Origin of the sequence: Zunongwangia sp. HGR-M22 (assembly GCF_027594425.1) — a bacterium.
Classification (GTDB): Bacteria; Bacteroidota; Bacteroidia; order Flavobacteriales; family Flavobacteriaceae; genus Zunongwangia.
Map to the genome: position 1 here is coordinate 53,655 of NZ_CP115159.1, position 24,661 is coordinate 78,315.

At 35.5% G+C, this 24,661-nt stretch carries 19 protein-coding genes; 17 read left to right on the top strand and 2 right to left on the bottom strand.

Features of this window, described 5'->3' with window-relative positions; genetic code table 11:
• Window positions 1-32: 32 nt before the first annotated feature.
• Window positions 33-323, bottom strand: coding sequence for a helix-turn-helix domain-containing protein (locus PBT91_RS00190; RefSeq protein WP_270059797.1), 291 nt, complete (start codon window positions 321-323; stop codon window positions 33-35).
• A gap of 409 nt (window positions 324-732) precedes the next feature.
• Here PBT91_RS00190 and PBT91_RS00195 point away from each other — a divergent pair, with 409 nt between their 5' ends.
• Entirely contained in the window at window positions 733-1,512 is a 780-nt protein-coding gene (locus PBT91_RS00195; protein WP_270059798.1) for an RNA polymerase sigma factor, read from the top strand.
• Between the two features lie 2 nt (window positions 1,513-1,514).
• Entirely contained in the window at window positions 1,515-2,615 is a 1,101-nt protein-coding gene (locus PBT91_RS00200) for a hypothetical protein (protein ID WP_270059799.1), read from the top strand.
• 483 nt (window positions 2,616-3,098) lie between these two features.
• Here PBT91_RS00200 and PBT91_RS17625 read toward each other — a convergent pair whose 3' ends face one another.
• Window positions 3,099-3,242 (bottom strand): topoisomerase DNA-binding C4 zinc finger domain-containing protein, encoded by a 144-nt coding sequence (locus PBT91_RS17625; RefSeq protein ID WP_443089649.1) that lies wholly within the window; start codon window positions 3,240-3,242, stop codon window positions 3,099-3,101.
• 952 nt (window positions 3,243-4,194) lie between these two features.
• Here PBT91_RS17625 and PBT91_RS00205 point away from each other — a divergent pair.
• The 15 genes from PBT91_RS00205 to PBT91_RS00275 all read left to right on the top strand — a co-directional run bounded on the left by PBT91_RS00205 (window position 4,195) and on the right by PBT91_RS00275 (window position 24,655).
• A complete protein-coding gene (locus tag PBT91_RS00205) occupies window positions 4,195-4,533 on the top strand; it encodes a single-stranded DNA-binding protein (protein ID WP_270059800.1) in 339 nt (112 codons plus the stop codon).
• Between the two features lie 164 nt (window positions 4,534-4,697).
• Window positions 4,698-5,147 carry a JAB domain-containing protein gene (locus PBT91_RS00210; RefSeq protein WP_270059801.1) on the top strand — a complete coding sequence of 150 codons (450 nt, stop codon included), beginning with the start codon at window positions 4,698-4,700 and terminating at the stop codon, window positions 5,145-5,147.
• A gap of 903 nt (window positions 5,148-6,050) precedes the next feature.
• Complete coding sequence (locus tag PBT91_RS00215; RefSeq protein WP_270059802.1) at window positions 6,051-6,578, top strand: BfmA/BtgA family mobilization protein; 528 nt, start codon at window positions 6,051-6,053, stop codon at window positions 6,576-6,578.
• Window positions 6,579-6,589: 11 nt separating this feature from the next.
• On the top strand, window positions 6,590-7,615 hold the full coding sequence (mobB, locus tag PBT91_RS00220; protein ID WP_270059803.1) for a MobB family relaxase: 1,026 nt from the start codon (window positions 6,590-6,592) through the stop codon (window positions 7,613-7,615).
• Window positions 7,616-7,627: 12 nt separating this feature from the next.
• Window positions 7,628-9,232, top strand: a complete 1,605-nt coding sequence (locus tag PBT91_RS00225) for a type IV secretory system conjugative DNA transfer family protein (RefSeq protein WP_270059804.1) — start codon at window positions 7,628-7,630, stop codon at window positions 9,230-9,232.
• 963 nt (window positions 9,233-10,195) lie between these two features.
• A complete protein-coding gene (locus PBT91_RS00230; RefSeq protein WP_084842321.1) occupies window positions 10,196-10,972 on the top strand; it encodes a LytR/AlgR family response regulator transcription factor in 777 nt (258 codons plus the stop codon).
• A gap of 1 nt (window position 10,973) precedes the next feature.
• On the top strand, window positions 10,974-12,575 hold the full coding sequence (locus PBT91_RS00235) for a sensor histidine kinase (RefSeq protein WP_270059805.1): 1,602 nt from the start codon (window positions 10,974-10,976) through the stop codon (window positions 12,573-12,575).
• 95 nt (window positions 12,576-12,670) lie between these two features.
• Window positions 12,671-15,235 carry a zinc-dependent metalloprotease gene (locus PBT91_RS00240; protein WP_270059806.1) on the top strand — a complete coding sequence of 855 codons (2,565 nt, stop codon included), beginning with the start codon at window positions 12,671-12,673 and terminating at the stop codon, window positions 15,233-15,235.
• 3 nt (window positions 15,236-15,238) lie between these two features.
• On the top strand, window positions 15,239-18,532 hold the full coding sequence (locus PBT91_RS00245; RefSeq protein ID WP_270059807.1) for a SusC/RagA family TonB-linked outer membrane protein: 3,294 nt from the start codon (window positions 15,239-15,241) through the stop codon (window positions 18,530-18,532).
• A 20-nt stretch (window positions 18,533-18,552) separates the two neighbouring features.
• Window positions 18,553-19,869: a RagB/SusD family nutrient uptake outer membrane protein gene (locus tag PBT91_RS00250; RefSeq protein WP_270059808.1), complete on the top strand. Its 1,317-nt coding sequence runs from the start codon at window positions 18,553-18,555 to the stop codon at window positions 19,867-19,869.
• Between the two features lie 91 nt (window positions 19,870-19,960).
• Entirely contained in the window at window positions 19,961-20,986 is a 1,026-nt protein-coding gene (locus tag PBT91_RS00255; protein ID WP_270059809.1) for a hypothetical protein, read from the top strand.
• A 71-nt stretch (window positions 20,987-21,057) separates the two neighbouring features.
• Window positions 21,058-21,711 (top strand): hypothetical protein, encoded by a 654-nt coding sequence (locus tag PBT91_RS00260; RefSeq protein ID WP_270059810.1) that lies wholly within the window; start codon window positions 21,058-21,060, stop codon window positions 21,709-21,711.
• Between the two features lie 344 nt (window positions 21,712-22,055).
• The gene (locus tag PBT91_RS00265; RefSeq protein ID WP_270059811.1) at window positions 22,056-23,156 is read left to right on the top strand and encodes a Fic family protein; all 1,101 of its coding nucleotides are present in this window, start codon (window positions 22,056-22,058) and stop codon (window positions 23,154-23,156) included.
• A gap of 327 nt (window positions 23,157-23,483) precedes the next feature.
• The gene (locus PBT91_RS00270) at window positions 23,484-24,209 is read left to right on the top strand and encodes a LytR/AlgR family response regulator transcription factor (RefSeq protein ID WP_270059812.1); all 726 of its coding nucleotides are present in this window, start codon (window positions 23,484-23,486) and stop codon (window positions 24,207-24,209) included.
• A gap of 230 nt (window positions 24,210-24,439) precedes the next feature.
• The gene (locus PBT91_RS00275) at window positions 24,440-24,655 is read left to right on the top strand and encodes a hypothetical protein (protein WP_270059813.1); all 216 of its coding nucleotides are present in this window, start codon (window positions 24,440-24,442) and stop codon (window positions 24,653-24,655) included.
• Window positions 24,656-24,661 lie beyond the last annotated feature (6 nt).

Here is a 24,661-nt window from a genome sequence, read left to right on the forward strand (position 1 = left end):
GTTTAAAGTAATAATTACTTTAAGCCTTAATTTTATTCGTTATTAAATAACTGGAATACTTCTACTTTTAGTTCCTTAGCTATCTTAAATAATGTTTCAAAAGTAGGATTTGTATTTCCTCGTTCAATTTCTCCAATTGTTTTTTTTGCATTTCCTGTTCTTAATCCTAATTCTTCTTGCGAAATAGGCTTATTTGTTTCTGGATTGATGACTTTTTTTCTGAGTTCAGAAATTCTTAATCCTAGTGCTTTCTTCTCTTGTATGAGCTTTTTATCTGACATCGGATTAAAAGTCCCATTTTCTAATATAAAAAAAGGATACATATATGTATCCTTTTTAATTTTTTTACTATATTCGAATTATATAAGCTTACATGTAAGGAATTTTCATATCCTATTTGCTAATTATTATTTTAACCAATTAGAAGGAAAAATCATATTAAGAAGAAAAATTAGAATAACCTGGTATAACCAAACCTATAAGAAGAAACAAACCACCGTTTAATGAATTAGCCATTTAGTCTAGGCTAGAAGCCAGAAAGCCTTCCCTTAAGCTCATAGCCTTTCCCACTTGTTTATCGGCAATTTGGGAAGGCCTATGGTTTCGAACTAGATAAAAACAAACAAAAACCACAGCATACCATGAAAATTATAGACCATACCGAAAGACTCGTATTAGTTATTAATACAGTATCCATTCGAAGATCCGATCCAACATTTAAACCTATTGGCTATGGAACGTGAGTTTAAACTTTTAAAAGAAGGGCATCCCGATGCTATGGAGTTTATTTATGCCAGATATCGCCAAAAACTCTTTTGGATGGGGAAGAATTTAATTAAAGATGAATTTGTTATTGAGAACATTCTTCAGGATACGTTCCTTAAATTATGGGAAAAAAGAGATCATATAGAAGATCCTAAACATATTCTCTTCTTCCTTCTGTATGTCATGAAACGGCAGTGTATCTATTACTATTGCCGCCCAAGGAATAGGTTTCACCGGAATATGAACAGACTGGAGTTTTTTCCAGGCTATCAGGAATATATGCATGGATTTGACCCGGAGTCAGAAGATATGCATTTTCAGGATCAGGAGGCCGACCAGAAAGCCTTTGATCGGATAAGCCGTGTCTTTCCGTTGTTAAGTGCTGAAAGACGTCGTCTCATTGAACTCTGCATAAAATACGGTTTTCAATATAAAAACATTGCCCAGGTTATGGGAACCAGTATTACCTACACCAGTAACGAGGTGAAAAGAGCGATCGAGGATATTAAAAAAATTATCCATCAAGGGAACGATTTGGAAACCAAACCCAAACAGGTGGTTACGGTAAAACTACAGGGCAAGATGACAGAGGAGCAGGAAAAGGTATTACAACTGCGTAATGAAAAGCAGTATTCCTTTACGGCAATTGCTGAAGAACTGCAACTATCTCAAAAAGAAGTCCATAAAGAATTTATGGCCGCCTATAGGTTGCTACAGGAAAAACACCAACAACAACAATCGGCTTAATCATGGGAAAAGAAACTATAAAACTCACCCGAAAAATCCAGTTGCTAGTGGACGCCCCTACCAAAGAAGAAAGAAAAGAGGCTCTTGATACCCTATACCGTTGGCAGAATCGAAGCTATAGGGCGGGTAACCTTATTGTTACCCACCAGTATATTCAGGAAATGATTAAGGATTTTTTTTATTTATCTGAAGGGATAAAATATAGGCTGGTAGATGATAAGAAAGCTGAAGATGGCATGCTTAATCGTTCCAGGAGCAATTGTACCTACCGGGTGGTATCCGATCGTTTTAAAGGTGAGGTCCCAACCAACATTTTAGCCTATATGAATTATAATATCATGAATAATTTCAGTAAAAACTTGGTGCAATATAGGAGGGGAGAGCGCTCGCTAGCAAATTATAGAAGGGATATTCCTTTTCCATTTGGAACGATAGGGATTCATGGATTATCCTATAAAAAAGAAAAAAAAGCATTTTGCTTTCGTTTATTTTCTATTCCTTTTAAAACCTATTTAGGGAAGGATTATACGGATAAACGAAGCTTGCTGGAACAGGTAGTAGCCGGCCAAATCAAACTTTGCGCTTCTAAAATTCAACTGAAAAAAGGAAAAATTTATTGGTTAGCCGTATTTGAAGTTGCGAAAGAAAAGCATTGCCTAAAACCGGAAATAATTGCAGAAGCCTCCCTATCTCTTGAATATCCTATTATAGTGAAATCTGGTAAAGCAAAGCTTAATATTGGTAGTAGAGAAGAGTTTTTATATAGAAGATTAGCCATTCAGGCTGCTTTAAAAAGAGTGCAAAATGCTACTGCCTATTGTAGATCAGGAAAAGGATATAAGCGCAAAACAAAAGCAGTAGAAAGATTTCACGAAAAAGAAAGAAATTATGTAGATAACCGTTTGCATGTATACAGTCGGATGCTTATTGATTTTTGTATCAAACAGCAAGCAGGTACACTCATTTTAATAAATCAGGAAGATAAAATGGAGATCGCCAAAAAGGAAAATGGATTTGTTTTAAGGAATTGGAATTATTATGAACTTATGACCAAAATAAAATATAAGGCTGAAAAAGCCGGAATTGAACTTATCGTGGATTAAAATTAAAAATGAGGGTGCTTGTACACCCGTAAGGTGAGGTCTCAATAGCACTCACTAAATGCCCGCAGCATATACAACATGCCTTCCCCTTAGAGTTGAGAGGAAATAAAATAATGATCAAAAGACTATAAAAAAGATGTAAGTCCATAATTATCTTGGATTAAATATAATAATGAGGGTGCTTGTAAACCCGTAAGGTGAGGTTCTATTTACGCTCACTAAATGCGCGCAGCATATACAACAAAAGCCTTCCCCTTAGAGTTGAGAGGAAATAAAATAATGATCAAAAGACTATAAAAAAGATGTAAGTCCATAATTATCTTGGATTAAATATAATAATGAGGGTGCTTGTAAACCCGTAAGGTGAGGTTCTATTTACGCTCACTAAATGCGCGCAGCATATACAACAAAAGCCTTCCCGCGATGAGATAAACTGAGAATTATGATGAACAAAAATATTTATACTTGGTCATTAAAAATTAACTACGATCTAAGATTTTTGGTGTAAGTACACTTTGGATAATTAGAACATCCGTAGAAATTACCATAACGGCCTTCTTTTAATAATAATTCACTTTGACACCTCGGACAAATCTTTAAATGCGTTATGATTTCTTGGTCTTTAATCCGCCTTTTAACCTAATTCCTTTCGATTAGGAGAATCAAAATATACGGAAACAACGATTTATTTTTTCTTTGGGAAATCGCTGTTTAATAAACTCTTTTTTAATTCTCTATTGGATTTAGTGATCTTAACTAAAAATATAATGGCATAGATGATAAGGGTAAAACCTATTCATAGGATAATTATTTCATCTGGGGATAAGTTCTGCATTTCTACGAGTATAATTAAGAAAGCTAGTAGGGCAAGGCTCTCTTATTAACGAACTATAATCATAATCGGGATGCAAAAAGTATTTAAAATTAGTTTAAAGATGTTGGGTGAAAGCCTTTAAATAATCTACTTCATTCGTCGCTTTCAATTGCTGTTTTTTTAATATAAGAATCTGTCATACAGTTTGTTTAGGTCGATTATTGATTGGCTTAAATATTCCGATGTGGTAATTGTATTCATCCTGAGATAAATAATTCTGCATTATTACAAGATGAAATACATAGATTCTTAGTATTTGTGTAATGCGATGTCATATAGTAATGCAGGATAGTAATGCTTCTTGCATTTAGTTTCCCTTCCGGCTATTGTGCTGTTTCTTCCTAATCGGTTTTTAATTCACTTCAGTGCCCCTTAGCCTTCTTTTTTTGGGTTGCAAAACACCAATATTTTGGAGTTGAACCGGACTGCATAAGCCGCTCCCTGCGTTCGCTTTTATAAGTCCTAATCAATCCAAAATATTGAATCGTGTAAGCATCAAAAAAAGATAACAGCTATACGGCACTATGGGAAGTAAATCAAAACAGTTCAATATGAAATCAACAGCGACATATCTATTCGGAAGGGAAACTAAAAAATCAAAAAATGGAAAAACGCTTCCGGATATAATAAGTAAATCATTTTTTCAAACAAGTTCAATGTATGTGTAACCGTCTGCCTCCGGGTAGACCTCTAAATCTTTTTATTATGAGTACTATTAGAAACAAAGTTCAGTTAATCGGAAATGTGGGAAACACTCCCGAAATTACTAATCTTGACACCTCCAAAAAAGTGGCGCGTTTAAGTCTTGCTACTAATGACTATTACCGAAACCAAAAAGGGGAATCCGTTCAGGATACTCAATGGCATAATCTTGTTGCTTGGAATAAACAGGCCGAGATTATCGAAAACTATGTGCCGAAAGGAAAGGAAATTGCCATCGAAGGCAAACTGATTTCCAGATCTTACGAAGATAGGGAAGGGAATAAACGTTATGTGACCGAAATCTTAGTGAGTGAAATTCTACTCTTAGGTAGTAAGGATTAATACAAGCCTTAGAAAAACAAGGGCGGAACCCCTTCGCGCCCTTGTTGCTTTTGAGATAATCTTAAGCCTAAAGCTTAGGTCTATAAATTTAATCAATATCATTAAAAAAGGGTGTATCCTCTCCAGAATTAACACCCCCTTTATTTAACCTTAATCTATTAATTATGTCTTCTAAAGTTAACGAAATAAAACTATGCTACAAAGACCGGATAACAATTTCTAATTGTCCCAAAATTACCTGCTCCCAGGATGCAGCGAACCTTTACTATACCAATTGGGATAAAAACGAAATTCAATTACAGGAATCTTTTAAAGTGATGCTCCTGAATAATTCCAATATCGTTAAAGGGATTTGCCAAATCTCGACCGGTGGAATTACCGCAACCTTAGTGGATATGCGAATTATGTTTGCCCTAATTCTAAAAAGTCTTTCTACCGCAATTATTGTTTGCCATAACCACCCCTCAGGAAAACTACAGGCCAGCGAAGTCGATAAAAAACTGACCTCCAAGATTCAAAAGGCCTGTGATTTTCTGGATATTAAACTACTAGATCACCTGATCATCAACAGCGAAGGAAATTACCTGAGCTTTGCCGATGAAGGAATTTTATAATACTTAATTACTTAAGAAAAATAAAGGGAGCCCTAAAGCTCCCTTTTTGTATTATTCCATTTTGTAGGCTAATACAAATTAACGAAATAATGATTAGGCAGTACAAAACTAAAAGTTTAGTTTTAATAGATCTAAGGTTTACTGTTAAAATAACTAAGTTTTTAGTTCTAATGATTGTGTCTACTAAAAAACAATAATGCTGGAGGGGTTCAGCACATTCCCACTACATTTCGCAAAAGCTTTATTTCGGGAAAAGCGCTTCACGATAAAAGTCTTGGATCCCATCAAAGAAATTTAGACCTCCATTACACGCACCGATGAAAAATCAGAAGGCTACATGGAATTCGAAATTTTTCGATGACGTCGGCCTGATCAAAATTCTTGAATTCTGTGTTCAATTTTTGATCGATTTTTTCTTGCTGAACACTGAAAATCTGCCGTCGTAATTTTTTGAATTTCTCAGATTTCCCCGTTTTTGCTACAAATAGCAGCAATTCATAGCAAATCAAATGTTGAATTCATATTATTTGTATTTATATGTTTTGTAAATTAAAGTGTTGATATATTGCTATTTATATGCCGTATTAATTACCGTATTTGACTTTCACTTTTTTGATTCCCCGGATCATAATTGTCCGGGGAATTTTTCAATTCTAATTCTAATAATGCGCTTGGTGTAAACCAATACGTATGAAAATTTTGTCCCGTGTTCGGGACGAAATCGAATAGCAAGAGGGTAACACGTTTCACGGTGTTGTTCGATTTCTTAGGCGTCAAAAGCCCCGTTTTTCGGTGTGTTTTAAAATTTTTAGGCAGAAAAGTAGCCACCCCGATGGATACAATGCTCTAAAAACCCCCGAAAATACAGGAAGAGAATAGCCACTAAAACTAAAAAGACTAGCCATGACCGCAAAATCCAGACTTCAGGTGAAAGCTCATACCGCTAATAGGTTTCGGGAGTTTTCAAAGAAAAACAATTCGAATCAGTCCCAAACTTTGGATCTGATTCTGGACTTTTTTGAGAAAAATAACCTCTCGCCTTTTGAAAGCTTGGTGCCCTCCAAAGTGAGCCTCGAGCAGCTTATCAAAAAAAGAATTGATGCGGTGATCGCTATTCTGAAAAATATTGAAAAGACGCAAACAAAACCGGGATTCCTGATGCTGGAATTATTACTGGAAGGTCGCAACCTGCCAGCGGCATCGATCAAAGAAAAAAAGCAAAAAGCTGTACCGGGTGAGCAAAGCCGAGAACAACTGGAATTGGAAATTGCCCGATTGCAGGAGACCTTAAAAGCTACCCAAAAGGATTTGGAATACCTGCTTCAACAGGTTGAAATTAAAGGGAATGCCTTTGGAGCGGATTACCTGAAACTGGATATCCCCAGAACGGAATTCGAGCAGTTTAAAATTGCGATAAAACGTAAAACTTAATAAAACTTAAGATGTATATCACGATCTCCCCTCAAAAGCTTGGTGGCGCTTTTTCGCAAAGTGCAGGGGATTTTGTGAACTATCTGGAAAAAGAAAACCAGGGGAAAGATCCCTCGGAAAAGGAATTTTTCTTTAATCAACAGGAAGATGGAATCAAACCGTTTCAGGTGATCAAAGAGATTGATGGGAATACGGATCGACTGAAATTGAAAGAACCTAAATATTATTCGATCACTATTAATCCCAGCCGTTATGAATTACAACATATTCAAAACAATCCTGAAAAACTTAAAGCTTTTGTTCGGGAAGCGATGAAGGAATATGCGAGTTCCTTTCACCGGGAAATAAACGGTCGGCCGGTTTCTATTGATGATATTAAATATTTCGCGAAAATTGAACAGGAGCGATCTTATAAGACGAATGATATCGCTATCCGGGAGAATAAGCCCTATTCGAAACAAATAGCACATCTCAAAAATGAGCTTCGAAAAGTAGCTCGAGGAGAGATGCCCGGAAATACTCAAAAAATAGAGAATGAGATTCAAAAACTGATCCGCGAGGCGCCATACAAAATTAAAGGGCAGATGGTGGAACCGGGAATGAAAAAGGAAGGCCTGCAAAGTCATATCCATATTATTGTAAGCCGTAAAGATGCCTCCAACTCCTATAGCCTGTCTCCGGGAAGTAAGTATAAGGCTTCCGAAGTGAAGATGCATGGGAAACTGGTGAAACGGGGTTTTGAACGGGATCGGTTTTTTCAGCATTCGGAAAAGGCTTTTGATAAAATGTTCCAATACAATCGCAACTATGTGGAAAGCTACTCAGCGAGAAAACTCCTGAGTAAAAACCCTAAACAATATTTTATGTCCTTAAGGAGTCTCGGAGTTAACGAGAAAAAACTTGCCTTTAAAATGATCCGACAAGCAGGAATGCAATTGCCTGCTTTACACCTGCCCCAAAGTAAAGTGGGGTTTGCGTATAAACAACTTAAAAAAATAATCGAAGCCGGTATTAAAGCTAGCTCTATCGGCTATTAAAACCTATCAGTTATGTTTAGCAATTTGTATATTCTTACTTTTTTTATCACTGTATCAGTGATTATCTTCTATTTCAGCCTTAAAGTATCGACCTGGGGAAATGCCATTAATCTCGGCTATATTTTTACCCTCTTATTAATCAGCTTTTCAAAAGGTTTTGATTTTGATATGTTCGTGCTGGTGTGGACGCGTTTAGTGATGCCCCTTATGATCATTAATGCAATTATGTATGAATTATTATTCCATGTTGGAAAAGGAAAACCGGAAAAACAATATGTCTTTCGGATGCCCCTTTCTTCGGGTTCAATGAAATTAAAAGATATCCGGCGCGGGGTGTCCATTATCGGGGCGGCAGGAAGTGGAAAGACCGAAAGTGTCGTGGCGCAATTTCTTAGACATTTTAGCCGTCATAGCTTTAGTGGGATTATTCATGATTATAAAAATTTTGAACTCTCCAGAATTGCCTATCCCTTATTTAAAGAGAGTAAGCTCCCTTTTTACCTGATTTCTTTTGATCGGGTATTTCATAAAGTGAATCCCATTGCTCCACGTTATATGCTGGATGAAGAGAGTGTAAACGAAATTTCAAGGGTGCTGCTGGAAAATCTACTGGAAAAGAAAGAAAGTTCCTTTTCGGGAAGTTCGAAGTTTTTTAATGATGCTGCGGAAGGAATTATCGGGGGACTGATCTGGAAATTGAAAACAGATTATCCTCATTATTGTACGCTTCCTCATATGATTGCCATATTCCAACAATGTACTACCTATGAACTGGTGGAATTGTTGAGTTCTAATTTCACCTCAAAGGCGATGGCCAATGCTTTTATCAATGGTGTGGAATCGGAACGCCAAACCGCAGCGGTTAAAAGTACTCTTTCTAATGCTTTTAAAAAGATTAGTACCCAACGGATCTTTATGGTGCTTTCTGAAGATGAGATTCCACTGGATATTAATAATGCAGAAAATCCGGGAGTGATCTCCGTAGTGAATAATCCAAAATTCGAATCAGCCTATTCTCCTATCATCGCCACTGTTATTCATAGCATCACCAAACAAATGAGTGTGCATGATCGTTTGGGTTCTTTTATTCTTATGGAAGAGGCTTCTACGATCCGACTACTGAATATGCAGCGTATTCCGGCTACCTTAAGAAGCTATAATATTTCGACAGTTTATGTCATCCAGGATAAGATCCAGAATGATATCCTATACGGTAGGGAAGCAGGAAAAGCCATTCTGAGTAATTTGTCTTACCAGTTCTTCGGAAAGGTGAACGATCCGGAAACCGCAAAATACTACGAAAGTTTTTTTGAGATCGTAAAGCGTAAAAGTATTAGCGTAAGTAAAAGTGATAACCTGAATTTTGATACCCGAACTACCAAAAGTGAACGCGAAGTGGCTAAGATCAGGGCAGATCTTTTCTTTCGATTAAAACCTGGACAGTTCGTAACTTTCTCAGACGGGAAAGATCGAAAGGTGAAATTCGCAGCTCCCCAATGGTCAAAAGAATTGCCTACGCCTAAACATGAAGTGACACCGGAAGAACTGGAATCGAATTTTCAGAAAATATACCGGGAGGTGAAAACGATTATCGCCACAGAAATTCAGAAGAAATGAGTGAGGTAAATTATATACGCCATCTTAATGCCGTGCTCCGGAGATTTGCAAGAGATGATCGCATCGCGGTATCACATCGTAGCCTCTATCTGGCCTTTTTTGAGCTGTGGAATCAAAAGCATTTTCCCAGGAATTTGATGGTCAATAGTCAGCAGGTGATGGGATTGGCTAAAATACGCTCCCGGACAACGTATCATAAGTTGGTTCGGGAGCTTAAACATTGGGGGTATCTCCAATACCATCCCTCTAGTAGTCCGAAAATAGGATCAGTAGTGTACATGTTCAGATTTGATACACTTCCTGATCAAAAATTGACCAGGGAATGATCAAATTCTGGACAGCTGTTGTTCAAAAATTGGTCTCTTTTATTAAACTTTAATAATAAACAATAAATAAACCTTTTATAAACATGTCCCATATATGGACAGGCAGTGGACAAGTAGTGGTACTGTGCTATGAAATAGATATTGTTCAAAATCAATATTGCTCTAACTTCGATGAAGTAGTATGGGAGAATTATAAACTAATAAAACAATCCAAAACAGGAACTTTTTTATTTTTTTAAATTTTTTTTGCGGGTGAAATAAAACAGCTGAAACTTTAAAGCAGTGTCCCATAGATGAACAAGCTTAAGATAAGTAGGAATATCTAGTATTCAATTTCTAAAAGAAAATAATAGGCATTACTTAAGGAAAATTAAATACGCTTTAGAGCTTATCATAACATCAACTGCATTTGGAAATTAGAATTTGAAAACAATTTCGCTGAGAGAAGTATTGAAAAATTCGGAATATTAGTTAGTTCAATGGGGGATATTCTTAAAACTCAGAAATTTCAAGTTTTAAAACCACTGATACACATGAGTTTTTAGTAATATTGCCAAGCTTTTAATGTGAATAGATATTTAGGAATCAACACTTAACACGATATTTGACAATATTTAAAACGCTTACTACCCCTACAATGAAAGTCGTTATTATTGAAGATGAAGATTTAGCCGCAGATTCCTTAGAGAGTTTATTGTTGAAGTCAAAATATGACATTACAATTGCGGCCAGGTTAGAGAATATTAAACAGGCTAAAGAATGGTTTGCAAATCATTCATGTGATCTGATTTTTAGTGATATTAGCCTTGGTGATGGAGAAAGTTTTGAAATATTCAATGCATTAAATATTAAAATCCCCATCATTTTTACCACTGCTTTTGATCATTTCGCGGTGCAGTCTTTCCAGTTTTTTGCTATTGATTACCTTCTTAAACCTTACAATAGACAGAAACTCGATAAAGCCCTGGAAAAATATATGAACTTTGTTGGAGATAAGAGGGAATCCGATAAAGTGGAGAGTTTATTGGAACGAATTCAAACAACTTTGCCGGATTTTCAATCCCCGAAAATTCAAAATCGTTTCCTGGTTTCTCAGGGTGAAGAATTAATATCGATTAAAAGCGAAGAAATTGCCTATTTTATGGCAGAAAATAAATCTCTATTTCTGTTTACAAGGGAGCATCAAGTTTATCTTTATGATAGTACGATTTCAAATTTAGAAGATAAACTGGCGCCAAAAGAATTTTTTAAGATCAACAGGAAATTTATTATTAGTCATAACGCCATTAAATCAATTGTGAAATACAGTCAAAATCGACTGAAAATTGAATTAAACCCATCTCCCGGTAGTAATGACCCTATTTTAATAAGCTCAATGAATATCAACGCTTTTAAAGAGTGGTTAAATCATTAAAATGGAACTTATTAATTATTTAAGACGCTTTAGAAAACATCAAAAGTATTTCTATCTAAGCGTTCTGATTATTATAGCATTTTTTATAGGAAGCTCTTTAATTACCCCAAAAATAACTTCTGTGGCTTCCGATCTGATGGAAGATGTAAGACTGGCAGACCTGTATTCTAAAAAGAATAATATAGCTTCGGAGTTTTTACAATTGAACAGTTTTTTAAACTATTCCAAAAATATTATTGAAGACTCTTCAGATGTTCCTCTAAGTAGCTTAATCAACAAACTGCATTTTGTAAGTGATTTAGCTTTATCGAACGCGGTAAATACCAGTAGTTATATATATACCATCACGCCGGACGGGATTCAAAAAACGGAACATTTAAGACCAGATGAAAAACTCGGTGAGGAGTCGGTTCCGTACAAAAAAATATTGTTACAAGCTCCTAAAGGAACTTTAGATACCATAATCAATACTGGTGACAAAGTGCTTAACCGTAAGGCGTATGTTTTTCAGAGAAATAAAGATACAACTATCATTGTTGGATATGATGTTGACTTAAAGGCCTTTTGGAAATATTACTCAGAAAAATATCAGGGACGTACTTCCTATACCAGCGTTTTTAATAAAAATGGGATATGTCTGCTGCATCCCGAAGTTGAAAATATTGGAATCAAAATACCCTCGTATTTTGATTCCTTTGCTATTTCAGACATCTTTAACCAGCCTGATAGCGAGGTGCTGATAGATAATGGATTTTCGCAATATCTAGGATTGGACATCGTACGCTATTTTGACGAAGTGATTATTGGGGATCAGGCCTTGATCGTGGTCGCTAATTTTATGTACTTCGATCTTCAGGATACAACCGGGGAAATACAGCAGTATTTTTCCTGGATTAGCTTTTTAGCTTTTATTACTTTCATATTGCTTTTGCTTATTGCTAGGTTTCAATTGAAAAAAGAGTATAGAGAGAATTTACGGGTGCTAAAAGAAAAAGAACATTTGGCTACCGCAAACGAAAACTATCAACGGGAAAATGCGCTATTGCAGCTTAGTCAGCTCAAAAAGAAGATTAACCCACATTTTCTCTTTAATACGCTGAACTCATTGCATTACCTTATTGAGACCAAACCAAACCTTTCTCAGAAATTCGTACTGCAACTTGCTGATGTTTATCGCTATTTATTGGAGAATAGAGATGATAATCTAACCAGCCTGAAGAAGGAATTAGCTTTTTTGAAACAGTATATTTTTCTACATAAAATTCGATTTAAAAATAGTTTGAATATTAAGATTTCAGATCATAGCGGTGATGATCTGATTTTATATAAAAAAATTCCCGTACTAGCTTTGGAGACCTTAGTGGAAAATGCAATAAAGCATAATGAAATCACAAAAAATAAGCCTTTAGATATAGAAGTTGAAATTCATGCCACACATGTAATAGTAGCTAATAGCTATACACCTAAAAAGAAAAAAAATATTGAAGGTCATAAAATTGGCTTAACTTATTTAAAGAATATTTATAATTATTACGAAGTTGATAGCTTTAAAACAAAAATTGTAGAAGATAAATTTATTTGCATACTTCCTCTGTTATCCTAATACTAAACTTCACTCCTTTTTTTTAAGAGTTCACTCCATTTGGTTTTTATTAACACTTAAGCAAATAGATATTTAAACTTTAAATAATCTATTTCATGAAAAAATTCTTATTGAATTTAAACATTCATCAATGGGCGGTAATTACACTGGTAGCTTTTTTAAGTACCGGAATAAGAGCTCATGCGCAGGAAGAAAAAAAGGAAAATAAGGAGAAAAAAGAGATTAAAGAAACTAGTGAAGATTCCACAAAGCTGGATAGTGATGAACTTAATTATCAGAAGTTTCTTAAGGAAGGAAAGCAACGAAAAGGATTATTTAATATATATACTATAGAAGATGAGTATTATTTTGAAATACCTGATAGCTTAATGTCCCAGGATTTACTCATTGTAAATAAAATCTCCAGTGTTCCTTATGCTTTAAATGGTCACGGACTTAATAAAGGGATGGCTTTTGAAACCAAACTGGTTAGATTTTATAAAGATACTACCCGAAATAAAGTCTGGGTCAAAACTATAAACCCTAGAGTGCAATCGCCAAAGAATGCCGCAATAAGCTTATCGGTTAAAGATAACTTCAGTGAGTCCATCATTGAGGAGTTCGATATAACCACACAAAATACGGATTCAACCTCCAGTATTTTTAAAGTCAATAAAATTTTTAGTGGAAAAGAAAAAAGTTTTAGTGATGTCCTGGCAAATACCGGTCTGGGCGGAAGTATTAAAACGAATTTATCCCTTATCGAAACAGTCAAGACTTTTCCAAAAAATATCGTTGCGAAATCTTTACTTACAACCTCGGTTAGTGAAGGTGGTGGTCCCGCTTTACCACTTTCTATAGGAGTTACAACAAATATTGTATTGCTGCCGAAAGAAGTGATGAAACCTCGATTCGGAGATAAGCGAATTGGATATTTTTCCACCCCAATGGAATATTTTTCCGATACGCAACAGGAAGTAGAATCCAGAAAGCTTATTACCCGATGGCGATTGGAACCCAGGGAGGAAGATATACAGAAGTATAAGCAAGGGATTCTTGTAGAACCTAAAAAGCCTATCGTTTACTATGTAGATCCTTCTACTCCAAAACAATGGGTTCCCTTCATTGAGCAAGGTGTTTTGGACTGGAATGTAGCTTTTGAAGAAGCCGGGTTTAAAAATGCCGTTCAGGTGAAAATCCCTTCTGCAGAAGATAAAGACTTCGATATTGATGATGTGCGGTATTCCGTGATTACCTATGCGGCTTCTGAACAGCAAAATGCTATGGGACCTTCAGTAGTTGATCCCAGAAGTGGAGAAATTTTAGAGTCTGATATTATTTGGTGGCATAACCTGATGAAAGGACTTCATTCCTGGATTCGTGTACAGACTGGAGTGATCGATGCTGCGGCCAGGGCAAATACTTTTTCAGAAAAACATATGGGAGAAGCGATACGCTTTGTTTCTTCTCATGAGGTAGGACATACCTTTGGTCTTAAACATAATATGGGGGCTTCTTATAGTTATCCGGTAGATTCATTACGATCTAAAAGTTTTACCTCAAGAATGGGAGGGACAGCTCCTTCCATTATGGATTATGCACGTTTTAATTATGTAGCACAACCGGAGGATAGTGTCGTAGATATAACTCCTAAGATCGGAGTCTATGATAAGTATGCAATTGATTGGGGGTATAGATGGACAGGAACCGAAACAGCACATAAAGAATTGGCTCTTACCAATAAATGGATCCGTAAACATGAAAATGACCCGTTGTATTTCTATGGAGCCCAACAAATGAGTATTGTTGATCCAAGATCACAAAGTGAAGATCTTGGTGATAATGCTGTAAAAGCTAGTGAATATGGGCTTAAAAATCTTAAACGGATAATGCCTAATATTCTGGAATGGACAAGAGAAGAGGGACAGGATTATTATAAAGCTTCGAAATTATATAAGGCAGTCATAGATCAATGGGAACTTTATAATAAACATGTAATGGCAAATATTGGTGGTATCTATCTCAATAATACCGTATATGGGGATGGAAAGGAAGCTTATCAGCCGGTACCTGCCCAACTACAAAAAGAAGCACTGCAATATTTGGTAGAAAATGCCATACTTCCTCAGGAATGGTTATTTACACCTGATATGATTGATAAAGTATTTGCGGTGAGGGACGCGCCTGATGGAGAACGTTATTATTCGCCCGTTTCCATGCAGCGTATCTATCAGACCAATATGATCTACGCGTTGTTGAAAACAGATCGGTTGATGAGAATCACGGAAAATGAAATTCTTGCGAAGAAGGAAACAGAGGTGTTTACCGAGGAGTATCTCTTTAATCAGCTTTTTGAAGCCATTTTCAAAAAAACAGCAAGAAATAAAGAGCTGAATAGATTCGATAGAATGACCCAGAAGAATTATGTGGATGTACTAACAGTTGATCGAAATGAACTGCTGAAGAAAACAAAAGAAAACACAGTTTCAAAGGATTCTAGAAATTTTAAAAATGTTCATTTCTCCTATATACCAAGGGTATCTGATGCCAGTACCAGTAAAAGATATGCCCTTGAAAAAATACTAAAGCTCCTTAAAAAGAAAAAAAATAAGGGAGATGAAATAACTAAAGCACACTATAGGGATTTAATATCTCGAATAGAATACAATCTTAATAATTAGAAAATGAAAAGATTAATCTACTTGTTAATATTTATGCCATTGGCACTTATGGCTCAGGATCAGGTTCTGGTTTCTGGTACCGTAGTGGGAGATAAAGATGGAATGCCGGTTGTCGGAGCTTCTGTCTATGTTTCCTCCTCTATGATTGGCAATCAAACGGACGAGAAAGGTATTCTTCAGGGAGCCATGCTGGGGACGACCACCGATTTTGATGGAAATTTTGAACTGAGGGTCGATCCTAATATTAAATCTCTGGTGATTTCATATATGGGGTTTGAATCTAAAACTATTCAACTTGGGAATAATACCCAAAACTTAAAGATTAACCTAAAGGAAAGTTCAGAGAATCTTGATGAGGTGATTATTACGGGATATCAGAAAATTGAAAAACGGAAGGCGACATCGTCTTATGCGAAAATTGATGTATCTGAGATTGAGCAAGCGGGGGTAGCGACTGTGGATCAAATGTTAACCGGACAATTACCAGGGGTGATGGTACAGCCTACAACAGGTGCTCCGGGTGCTCCTTCAAAAATATCTATACGTGGTATCGCCACTTTAAATGGTTCGTCAGATCCGTTATGGGTGCTTGACGGAATTCCATTGCAGGGTGATGATATCCCGGAAGATTTTAGAGATAAAGATAATATTGACAATCTTCAATCTTCGCCTATCGCCGGACTGAATCCGGGAGATATAGAAAGCCTAACTGTTTTGAAAGATGCCTCGGCTACTTCCATTTATGGAGCCCGTGCAGCAAATGGTGTAATTGTCATTACCAGTAAGAAAGGTAAGAAGGGAGCCATGCGAATTAATACCAATGCCAATGTATTTGTTACGCAGCGACCGGATTTCAGTAAACTGAATTTAATGGATTCTTCTCAAAAAGTAGATTTTGAACTGTACCTGGCTGGAAGATCGGATCTTACTTATCAGCAAAACAGGGGAGCGGTTGCCCGAATTTTAAATAATTATAATCAGTACGATATTTTTCAGGATAATGGGTTTGACGCCATTTCCTCAGCAGCTCAAAACGCCATTAACGAGCTTAGAAATGTGAATACCAACTGGGGAAAGGAGTTATACCAAATGGCCGTAAATCAGCAATATACACTTAGTATCTCTGGAGGTAGTGAAAATAATGATTATTACTTCTCTGCAGGTCTTTTTGATGAACAGGGAACAACCATTGGTACTGGCCAAAAGCGTTTTAATATAACTCTTAAAGATAATTTTTCGATTACCGATAAATTAAAGGTTGGGGTGGCTTTATTTGGAAGCCAAAACAGAACCTCTTCTTATATCACAGGGGCTGATGCCTATACAAACCCGGCATATTACGCCAGACATGCAAATCCATATCTTCAATTAACCGATGCGAATGGAAACTATGTTTATGATCCCGATCTGGTAGAGCGCTCAGATCTAAATCTTAATTATAATGTTATTGAAGAAAGAAGAAATACAGATCATGAGTATAAAGCGAATTCTTTAAAATCAATTTTTAATATTGATTATGATTTTAATGATGATTTGAAGTTTTCTACCCAATTAGGTCTTCAGTTGGATTTTAATAGTACGGAGAAATTCAGTAACAGAAACAGTTATTATACCAGAAAATATCGTCAAAGATCACAATACAGTGTAACTGGAGGCTATGATTATTTTATGCCTGAAGGTGGGATAATCCAAAATTGGAACGCCGATGTGTTTCAGTATAACTGGAAAACAACCGCTAATTATAACACTACTTTTAATAAAAGGCATGAGCTGGATCTGATGTTGGGAACCGAGTTCAGACAAAACAAGAATACTGAAATTCATACAAAAGGATTCGGTTTTAATTCCAATACGCTCACTACCATTCCAATTACTAATGAATTGGCTTTGGAGAATTCGTTATTTGATACCTATAAAAAGACCTATAATGAGAATGTGTTTGCATCATTCTATGGAACTGCATCGTATACCCTGGACAGAAAATATACCGTGTTTGGGAGTTTAAGATATGATGGCTCTAACTTATTTGGTGTAAATCCTAAATATAGATACCTCCCAATATGGTCTTTTGCGGGTTCATGGAATTTAGATAAGGAGGATTTTATGGCAAATATTCCTGCCATAGATGTATTTAAACTTAGAGCTTCTTACGGGGTGCAGGGAAATATCGATAAATCTACTTCTCCTTTTGTTGTTGGTATATATGATAATGTCTCGATACTTCCGGGAACCAATGAAGAAGTTATACGAGCAACCAATGCACCTAACCCTAACCTGAGATGGGAAAAAACTACTTCGTCTAACATCGGTTTTGATATGAGCTTGTTTAATAATCGTGTTTTTCTTACCGGAGATTATTACTCCAGAAAAAGTACAGATCTAATAGGTTTACGATCGATTCCACTGGAGAACGGTTATAACTTTATAAGTACAAACTGGGCTACGGTAAGTAATAAGGGATATGAATTATCAATTAATACCACCAATATCAACACCCCGAACTTTAGATGGACAAGTGGATTAAATATTTCCCATAATAAAAGCGTGGTTGAAGATATTGAAATACCGGAAAATAACCTGAAACCTTCTTTAAAAGGCTATAGTGTGAATGCTATTTTTGCGCTTAAAACAGCCGGATTGGATAGTAATGGACTACCGTTATTCTGGCAAAACGGAAGAAAAGTAACTGCGGTAGAGTTTTATAATCTGGAAGAAGGAGTAGATGGAAGTCAGTTATCACGAGAGGATCACAGAAACTTATATACCTATGCGGGTGATGGGATGCCAAAGTTTACCGGTGGTTTTAGAAATACCTTTGCATACAAACAATTTGATCTTCGGGTTTTAACCAACTTTAATATTAAACAAACCGTAAGAGCCGAGCCAACCTACAACCCTACTCAGGCTCAGCCGGGTTCTAATTATAATACGGATATTTTAAAAGCCGGTACAGGAAAGTATCCTGCGCTAATTGGTGCTAATTCTCCAGGCTTCAATACCAATCTCCTGTATAGTTGGTACAATACCTACGATGCCGGAAATACCTATCGGGATTTGGATATATGGCTTAAGGATATTTCCTATATACGAATTAGTAGTATTCGTTTAAGCTATGCGCTACCTAAAAAGCAACTGGAAAGACTGAGAATTTCAGGTTTAAATTTTAATCTGGAAGCCCGAAACATGTTTGTGATCGGAACCGATTACGACGGGTACTTTGATCCTGAAACTTATGGCAGCTTATACGCACAACCTATTCCGAAAATTATCTCGGCAGGATTTAATCTCTCTTTATAATACTGATTATAAAACGTACTATGAAAAAGCTACTTTACTTTTTTACATTAATAATTGGCCTTACTTCCTGTAATGATTATTTGGAAGTAGAACCTGTTGGTCAGGTCATTCCAAAAACCGTAGAAGATTATAGAAGTTTTCTAACTTCTGCATATTCAATTACTAATATTGGTAAGATTTTAACCAGCTATCGCAGTGATGAACTTCGATTAAATACAAATGCTTCCGGAATTGAGCAATATGAAGACATTTTTATATGGAATGATAGCAATGCTAGTCCGCTTACCAGAGCTTTTCCTTATGCCAGTTTTTATAGTATTATTTTCTACTGTAATCATATTATAGAAAATCAGAATAACATTGAAGGCGATCAAAACAGTATTGACCAGTTAGTGGGAGAGGCTTATGCACTTAGAGCTATGCAATATTTTGAACTGGTTAATTTATATGCAAAGCCTTATGATAATAATGCTACAAACGATGAACCGGCAGTACCTATAGTTACCGTGTATGATGCAGAAAAAGCCTATCCAAAAAAATCTCTTGAGGAGGTCTATTCTCAAATTCTAAGTGATCTTGAAGAAGCACAAGCTTTAGTGAATGTAAACCAACAGGACGAAGGGCTAAATTATAGGTTTTCGAAAATAGCAGTTCTGGCATTTCAGGCGCGGGTAGCCTTGTATCAACAAGACTGGGAACAAGCGATAGCCTTTTCGGAAGAGGCATTAAGTATAAGATCTGATATTCAAAATCTTAACGATAATGCATCCATAATGCCGTCAGAATATAACTCAGTGGAATCCATTTTAGCCCTGGAAAATGTAGCTGATCTGGATCTTGTAACGAAATCAAGTATATCTGATGATTTGATAGCAGCTTATGATCCGGAATCAGATTTGAGATTTGCACTTTATTATGAACAGTATAATGATGGCCGATATCACTCTAAGAAAAGTGCTCAAAATAAATTTAAAGTGAGCTACAGGACATCCGAGCTATACTTTATTATAGCTGAATCTCTCGCTCATTTAAATAAAACAGATAGTGCCAAAGAGACATTTCTTGATTTTGCAGAGAACAGATATACCCCTTCTGGATTTTCAGCATATCAGGATTTTGTAAATACGCTGGATAATGAAAGCCTGTTGACCGAAATTTTAAAAGAACGTAGAAGAGAATTTGCCATTGAAGGGCATCGATGGAATGACCTAAGAAGAACCACACAACCTGAAATAACAAAAACATATAATGGTAATAGCTATACGCTAGAAGAAGGAGATGAGCGGTATACGCTTTTGTTTCCCAATGATGCCATCATTAATAATCCTGATTTATAATCTGAAAAGCTTTTGGGTGGGACTGATTTTATCTTGCAGCTTACCTAAGTATATAAACCTAAGATAACTTAAACACCTTAAACATTTAATCATGAAAAAAACATTTTCAATTATTTTTGCTTTTATCGCCATAGCTTTAACCTCCTGTTCAAGCGATGATGATAATGCGGTACAGCCTTCTTCATTGGCTGAAATTACAGATTTTAGTCTTACGTTTAATAATGTGAATGAAAGCGATATTAACTATGATCTTGGTACCAATATCACTGTAAGCGTGCCTTTTGGAACATCCTTAGAAGATATCATTCCGAATATTGCGATTTCTGAAGGAGCAACGATTACTCCTGCATCTGGAGAGCAGGTGGATTTCGTTGATGGTGAAGCTAAAACTTTTACCGTTACTGCTGAAGATGGTTCTGTAAAAGAATATACCGTAACCGTAACCGTACGTGGAGAAGTTGGAAGTGGTACAAGATTAGAAACTTATACCATTGCTGATTTATATGGTGAAAATTCAGTAAGTACTTATTCTTATAATGATGCAAATTTTGTTTCTGAGATTTCAAAAGAAACTGATGATTGGGGTACAATCACTACTACTGTTTCTACTTTTGTTTATGATGATAAAAATCAAATCATTGCACGTCAGGTAGAAGCTACAAATGAAGAAACTACCTATTCTTATGAAGATGGTAGAATTGTAAGCGCAGAGCATACTATAGATGGTGAGGTTGATTTCACTTATGAGTATACTTATAATGAGGCTGGGAATCTTACATCAGAAAAGCGTACAGATCATACAAATGAAAATGCGATTGATGAAATTACATTTGTTATTGAGAACGGAAATGTAACTCAAGAAAACCGATATGGAGAGATTTATACTGCTGAGTATGATGATCAAAATAATCCTTTCATCGAATTATATCCTTCTGCTTATGCTGCAATTAATGTAGGTATTCAATCAGTAAATCAGAATAATCCAATTAGTGGAACATTAGCTGATGATGCAGTTACTTACGAGTATAATGAAGATGGTTATCCTGTTAGTGCTTCATATACTTATTTTGATAATCTAGCTACAGTTGATAAGACATTTACTTACTACGCAGAATAATAAAGATTAGCCATAGCAAAAAAAGCAAGTATTCCTCTGGAATGCTTGCTTTTTTTTTAAAAATAGAAAGAATGAATAAATATTTTTTGCTTCTCCTTCTTGGAATCTTATGCTCATGTGATGAGCATCATTCCGAAAATCAGAGCAATGATGAGGACTTATCCAACCCGGAGTTCCAATCGGAAACCACAGAAGAAAAGCTGGTAAGTTTGTACAAAGATTCTGTCATCCCGCTGTTTAAGGATATTCCTGATGTGGATCCTCCACAAGAAATTCATTTTAACGCTGAAGATTTGAATATTGACGCGGGTGCTGCTTTTGATTATTTAGAGGTGAGTCAGGGATTGATTGATTTAGAGAATGAAGCCATTCAGCTCTTTGCCCTGGCTCATGAAGTAGCTCATATGGCTACGCTACCGCAGGCTAAAATTTTTAATCTTCCAGCGGCTATTCCAGAGGGGAATAGCACCAATGATTATCAAAAAGCCGAGTATCTGGCAGACCTGATCGCAATTCATTTGATTCATGTTAAAAAGCCGGAAAAATTCAAATTGATTCAAGGTGATTTTGAAAAACTTCAGGAGATATTTGGAGGAGAAGTTTTCTCACATCCCAGTGGACAAAAAAGAATCTTGTCAATGAAGTTATATATTGAAGATTGTAATTCTAAAACGGAAGCGTTAGCATTTAAAGAGCGTTTTTTAGCTATTTGGAATATGGATTGATTTTCAAAAATTCTAAACTCAGTTTTTAAAGTCTTGCATTTTTGTGAGACTTTTTTTAGTGGTGACACTATCTTATCACACATTATAATGGATATCAATCCAGTTATTGCTGATCAATATAAAAATACATGGAAAATCACATTATAGTGTGGTATTTTCAGTTTTTTCGAAGAACTTATTTGATCTTCCCTTTAAAATCACATTATAGTGTGGTTTTAGAGGGGATGTATTTTAAGTTCTTCATTAATTTTAACTGCTTATAAAGAATTATGAGCCGATTATTTTAATTATTCGGCTCAAAAAAGTCGTATATTTGATTTGAATAATGCATTTATCTGGCTCATATGTATAACTGGCAAATTGAAAATTGGCCTTCTTTTGACTATAAGTCGAAAGCTATCGATGATATTGTGATTGAATTCGCTTCAGAGACAGGTGAAGTTAAAGGGATTATAGATAGCCTGCCTTCTGACTTTAGACAAGATGCGATTATACAATTTATGATCGATGAGGCCATTAAAACTTCAGCGATTGAAGGGGAATATTACAGTCGTCAGGATGTAATGTCATCGATCAAAAATCGATTAGGTATTGGAGATGGTGCTACTATTAGAGATATCAATGCCAGGGGGATTGCAGAATTAATGGTGGAGGTAAGAGAAAACTTTTCCGAACCTCTAAGCGAGCGATTAATTAAGGGATGGCATGCGATGTTATTTAGCAGATCCAGGTATATTCAGGCAGGGACTTATCGATCTGGAGAGGAACCCATGCTTATAGTATCAGGGAGATACGGGAGAGAAGAAATTCATTACGAAGCTCCTCCATCTCATCGTGTTCCTATGGAGATGAAACAGTTCATACAGTGGTACAAGGAATTTGATATTGAAAATAATGATATTCGAAGTTCATTGATCAAAACAGCTATCGCTCATTTGTATTTTGAAACGATACATCCTTTTGAAGATGGAAATGGACGTATAGGTAGAGCCATAGCTGATAAATGTCTTTCGGAATCTTTAGGTAGAGTATTAGTATTAAGTATATCCACTGCAATCGAACAAAATAAAGCAGCGTATTACCAAGCCTTAAAAATGGCTCAGCGCTCTCTGAATATCTCGGATTGGATTGTTTATTTCTGTAAGACTATCTTGACCGCCCAGAAAAATGCTAAAGCAGTTATTCGATTTATTTTAAAAAAAGCAAAATTTCTGGATCAACATCGGGAGAATTTAAATGATCGCCAGTTAAAAGTGATCTTAAAAATGTTCGATAAAGGTGTTGAAGGTTTTGAAGGAGGAATGACCGCAAAGAAATATATATCATTAACCAAAACTTCAAAAGCCACCGCCACCCGAGATTTACGGGATATGACTTCTAAAGGTATCTTGAAACCTCAAGGAGGAGGACGAAGTATACATTATGAGCTGAATATCAATTTTTAAATACTCTTAATATAAAGCATGGTTTTCTTCCATTTACTTTGTAAATTATAAAATTAGTTTCTTAACGTAATTTGAGGACTTTAAACTTTGAGTAAAATCCAGATTTTAAATTTAAAATTTATAGACTTAAGCTTTAGGAGCAGTAGGTTTCAAAAAGAAAAGAAGGATGATATGATTACGTGGTTGTACTCAAAAAGCCAGAATGATGCACCAAATCCCCCCTATAGCTCAGTATACTGTAAATGAATTATGTGGTATTGCCGCATAATAAACGTGGGAAACCCAACATAATAGAAAATAAGCAGTATTTAATTTTGATCAAAAAAGTTGGGAATTTCTTTTTATATTATAAATGACGATGAGACAACTACGCGGAATTTATGTGACTTAATTAATGAGTATAACGAATTCACATGTCTAGGAATCACTGAAAACTATGAGCAGGGTATGAATTCCATATTGAAATTGAATCCTGATGTTTTGTTTATAAATTTAGATTCTTATTCTGGAGATGTTTTCTCATTTTGTCAAGAGGTTAAAGATTACTTATTAAATCACTCAAAATTTATAGCCTTATCTAAAGATACTTCAAGCTCATATTTAGCTTTAAAGAATAAATTTTATGATTACATATTAAAACCTGGGAAGGAGTTAGAAATTCGCAAAATTATTCTTCAATTAATAAAGAGCAAAGAATATGGTTTAAATGAGGTGTTATGCCTTAAATCTTATAAGGATTATACCATATTGCAAATTGAAGAAATCTTATTCTTAAAGGCTGATAATAATGCAACTGATTTCATTATGACTAATGGAAAAAATATTAGTGCATTTAAAACATTAAAATTTTTTGAAGGTGTATTGCCAAGTAGTTTTATAAGAATCCATAACAGTTATATTATTAACAAAAATCATTTATCCAGGATTAATTTTGGTAAACTGAAATGCTTTCTAGATCATAGTAATATCAGTCTTCCTTTTTCTAGGTCTTATAGACATAATCTTCAATCCCTTGAGGAATTATTAAAGCACAAAGCAATTTCATTTAATTAGAACACATTAAACATATTGAAATCTTCAATAACTAAAATTCACCAACCACACACTAATAGAAATACCTAATTCACTAAATGCATGGTTTCATCTGGCTGATTGATTGATTGTTGAATTACTTTTACCACGGTTTAAGAAAGAAGCTTCTGTACCTAAAGCTGGAATTACTACCAGTTCATCATGCATGATTAAACACTAAACCATTTTTCAGTTAGAGTGCTGAAAAACCAATGTTTAATTATAACCCAATAAAGATGAAAACAATTAAAAACCTTTTAGGTTTAGCCTTTTTTATAAGCATTATATATTCCTGTGAACCCGAAGAATTACCAAATTCTATTAATGATAAACATGAAGATGTAACTGCCGGTACTGGAGACCAAGCAGATGAAGTCATAGATAGAAAAGATGGTGAAGAAGAGAGCGAAGATGACGGTTCGAATTAATTGATA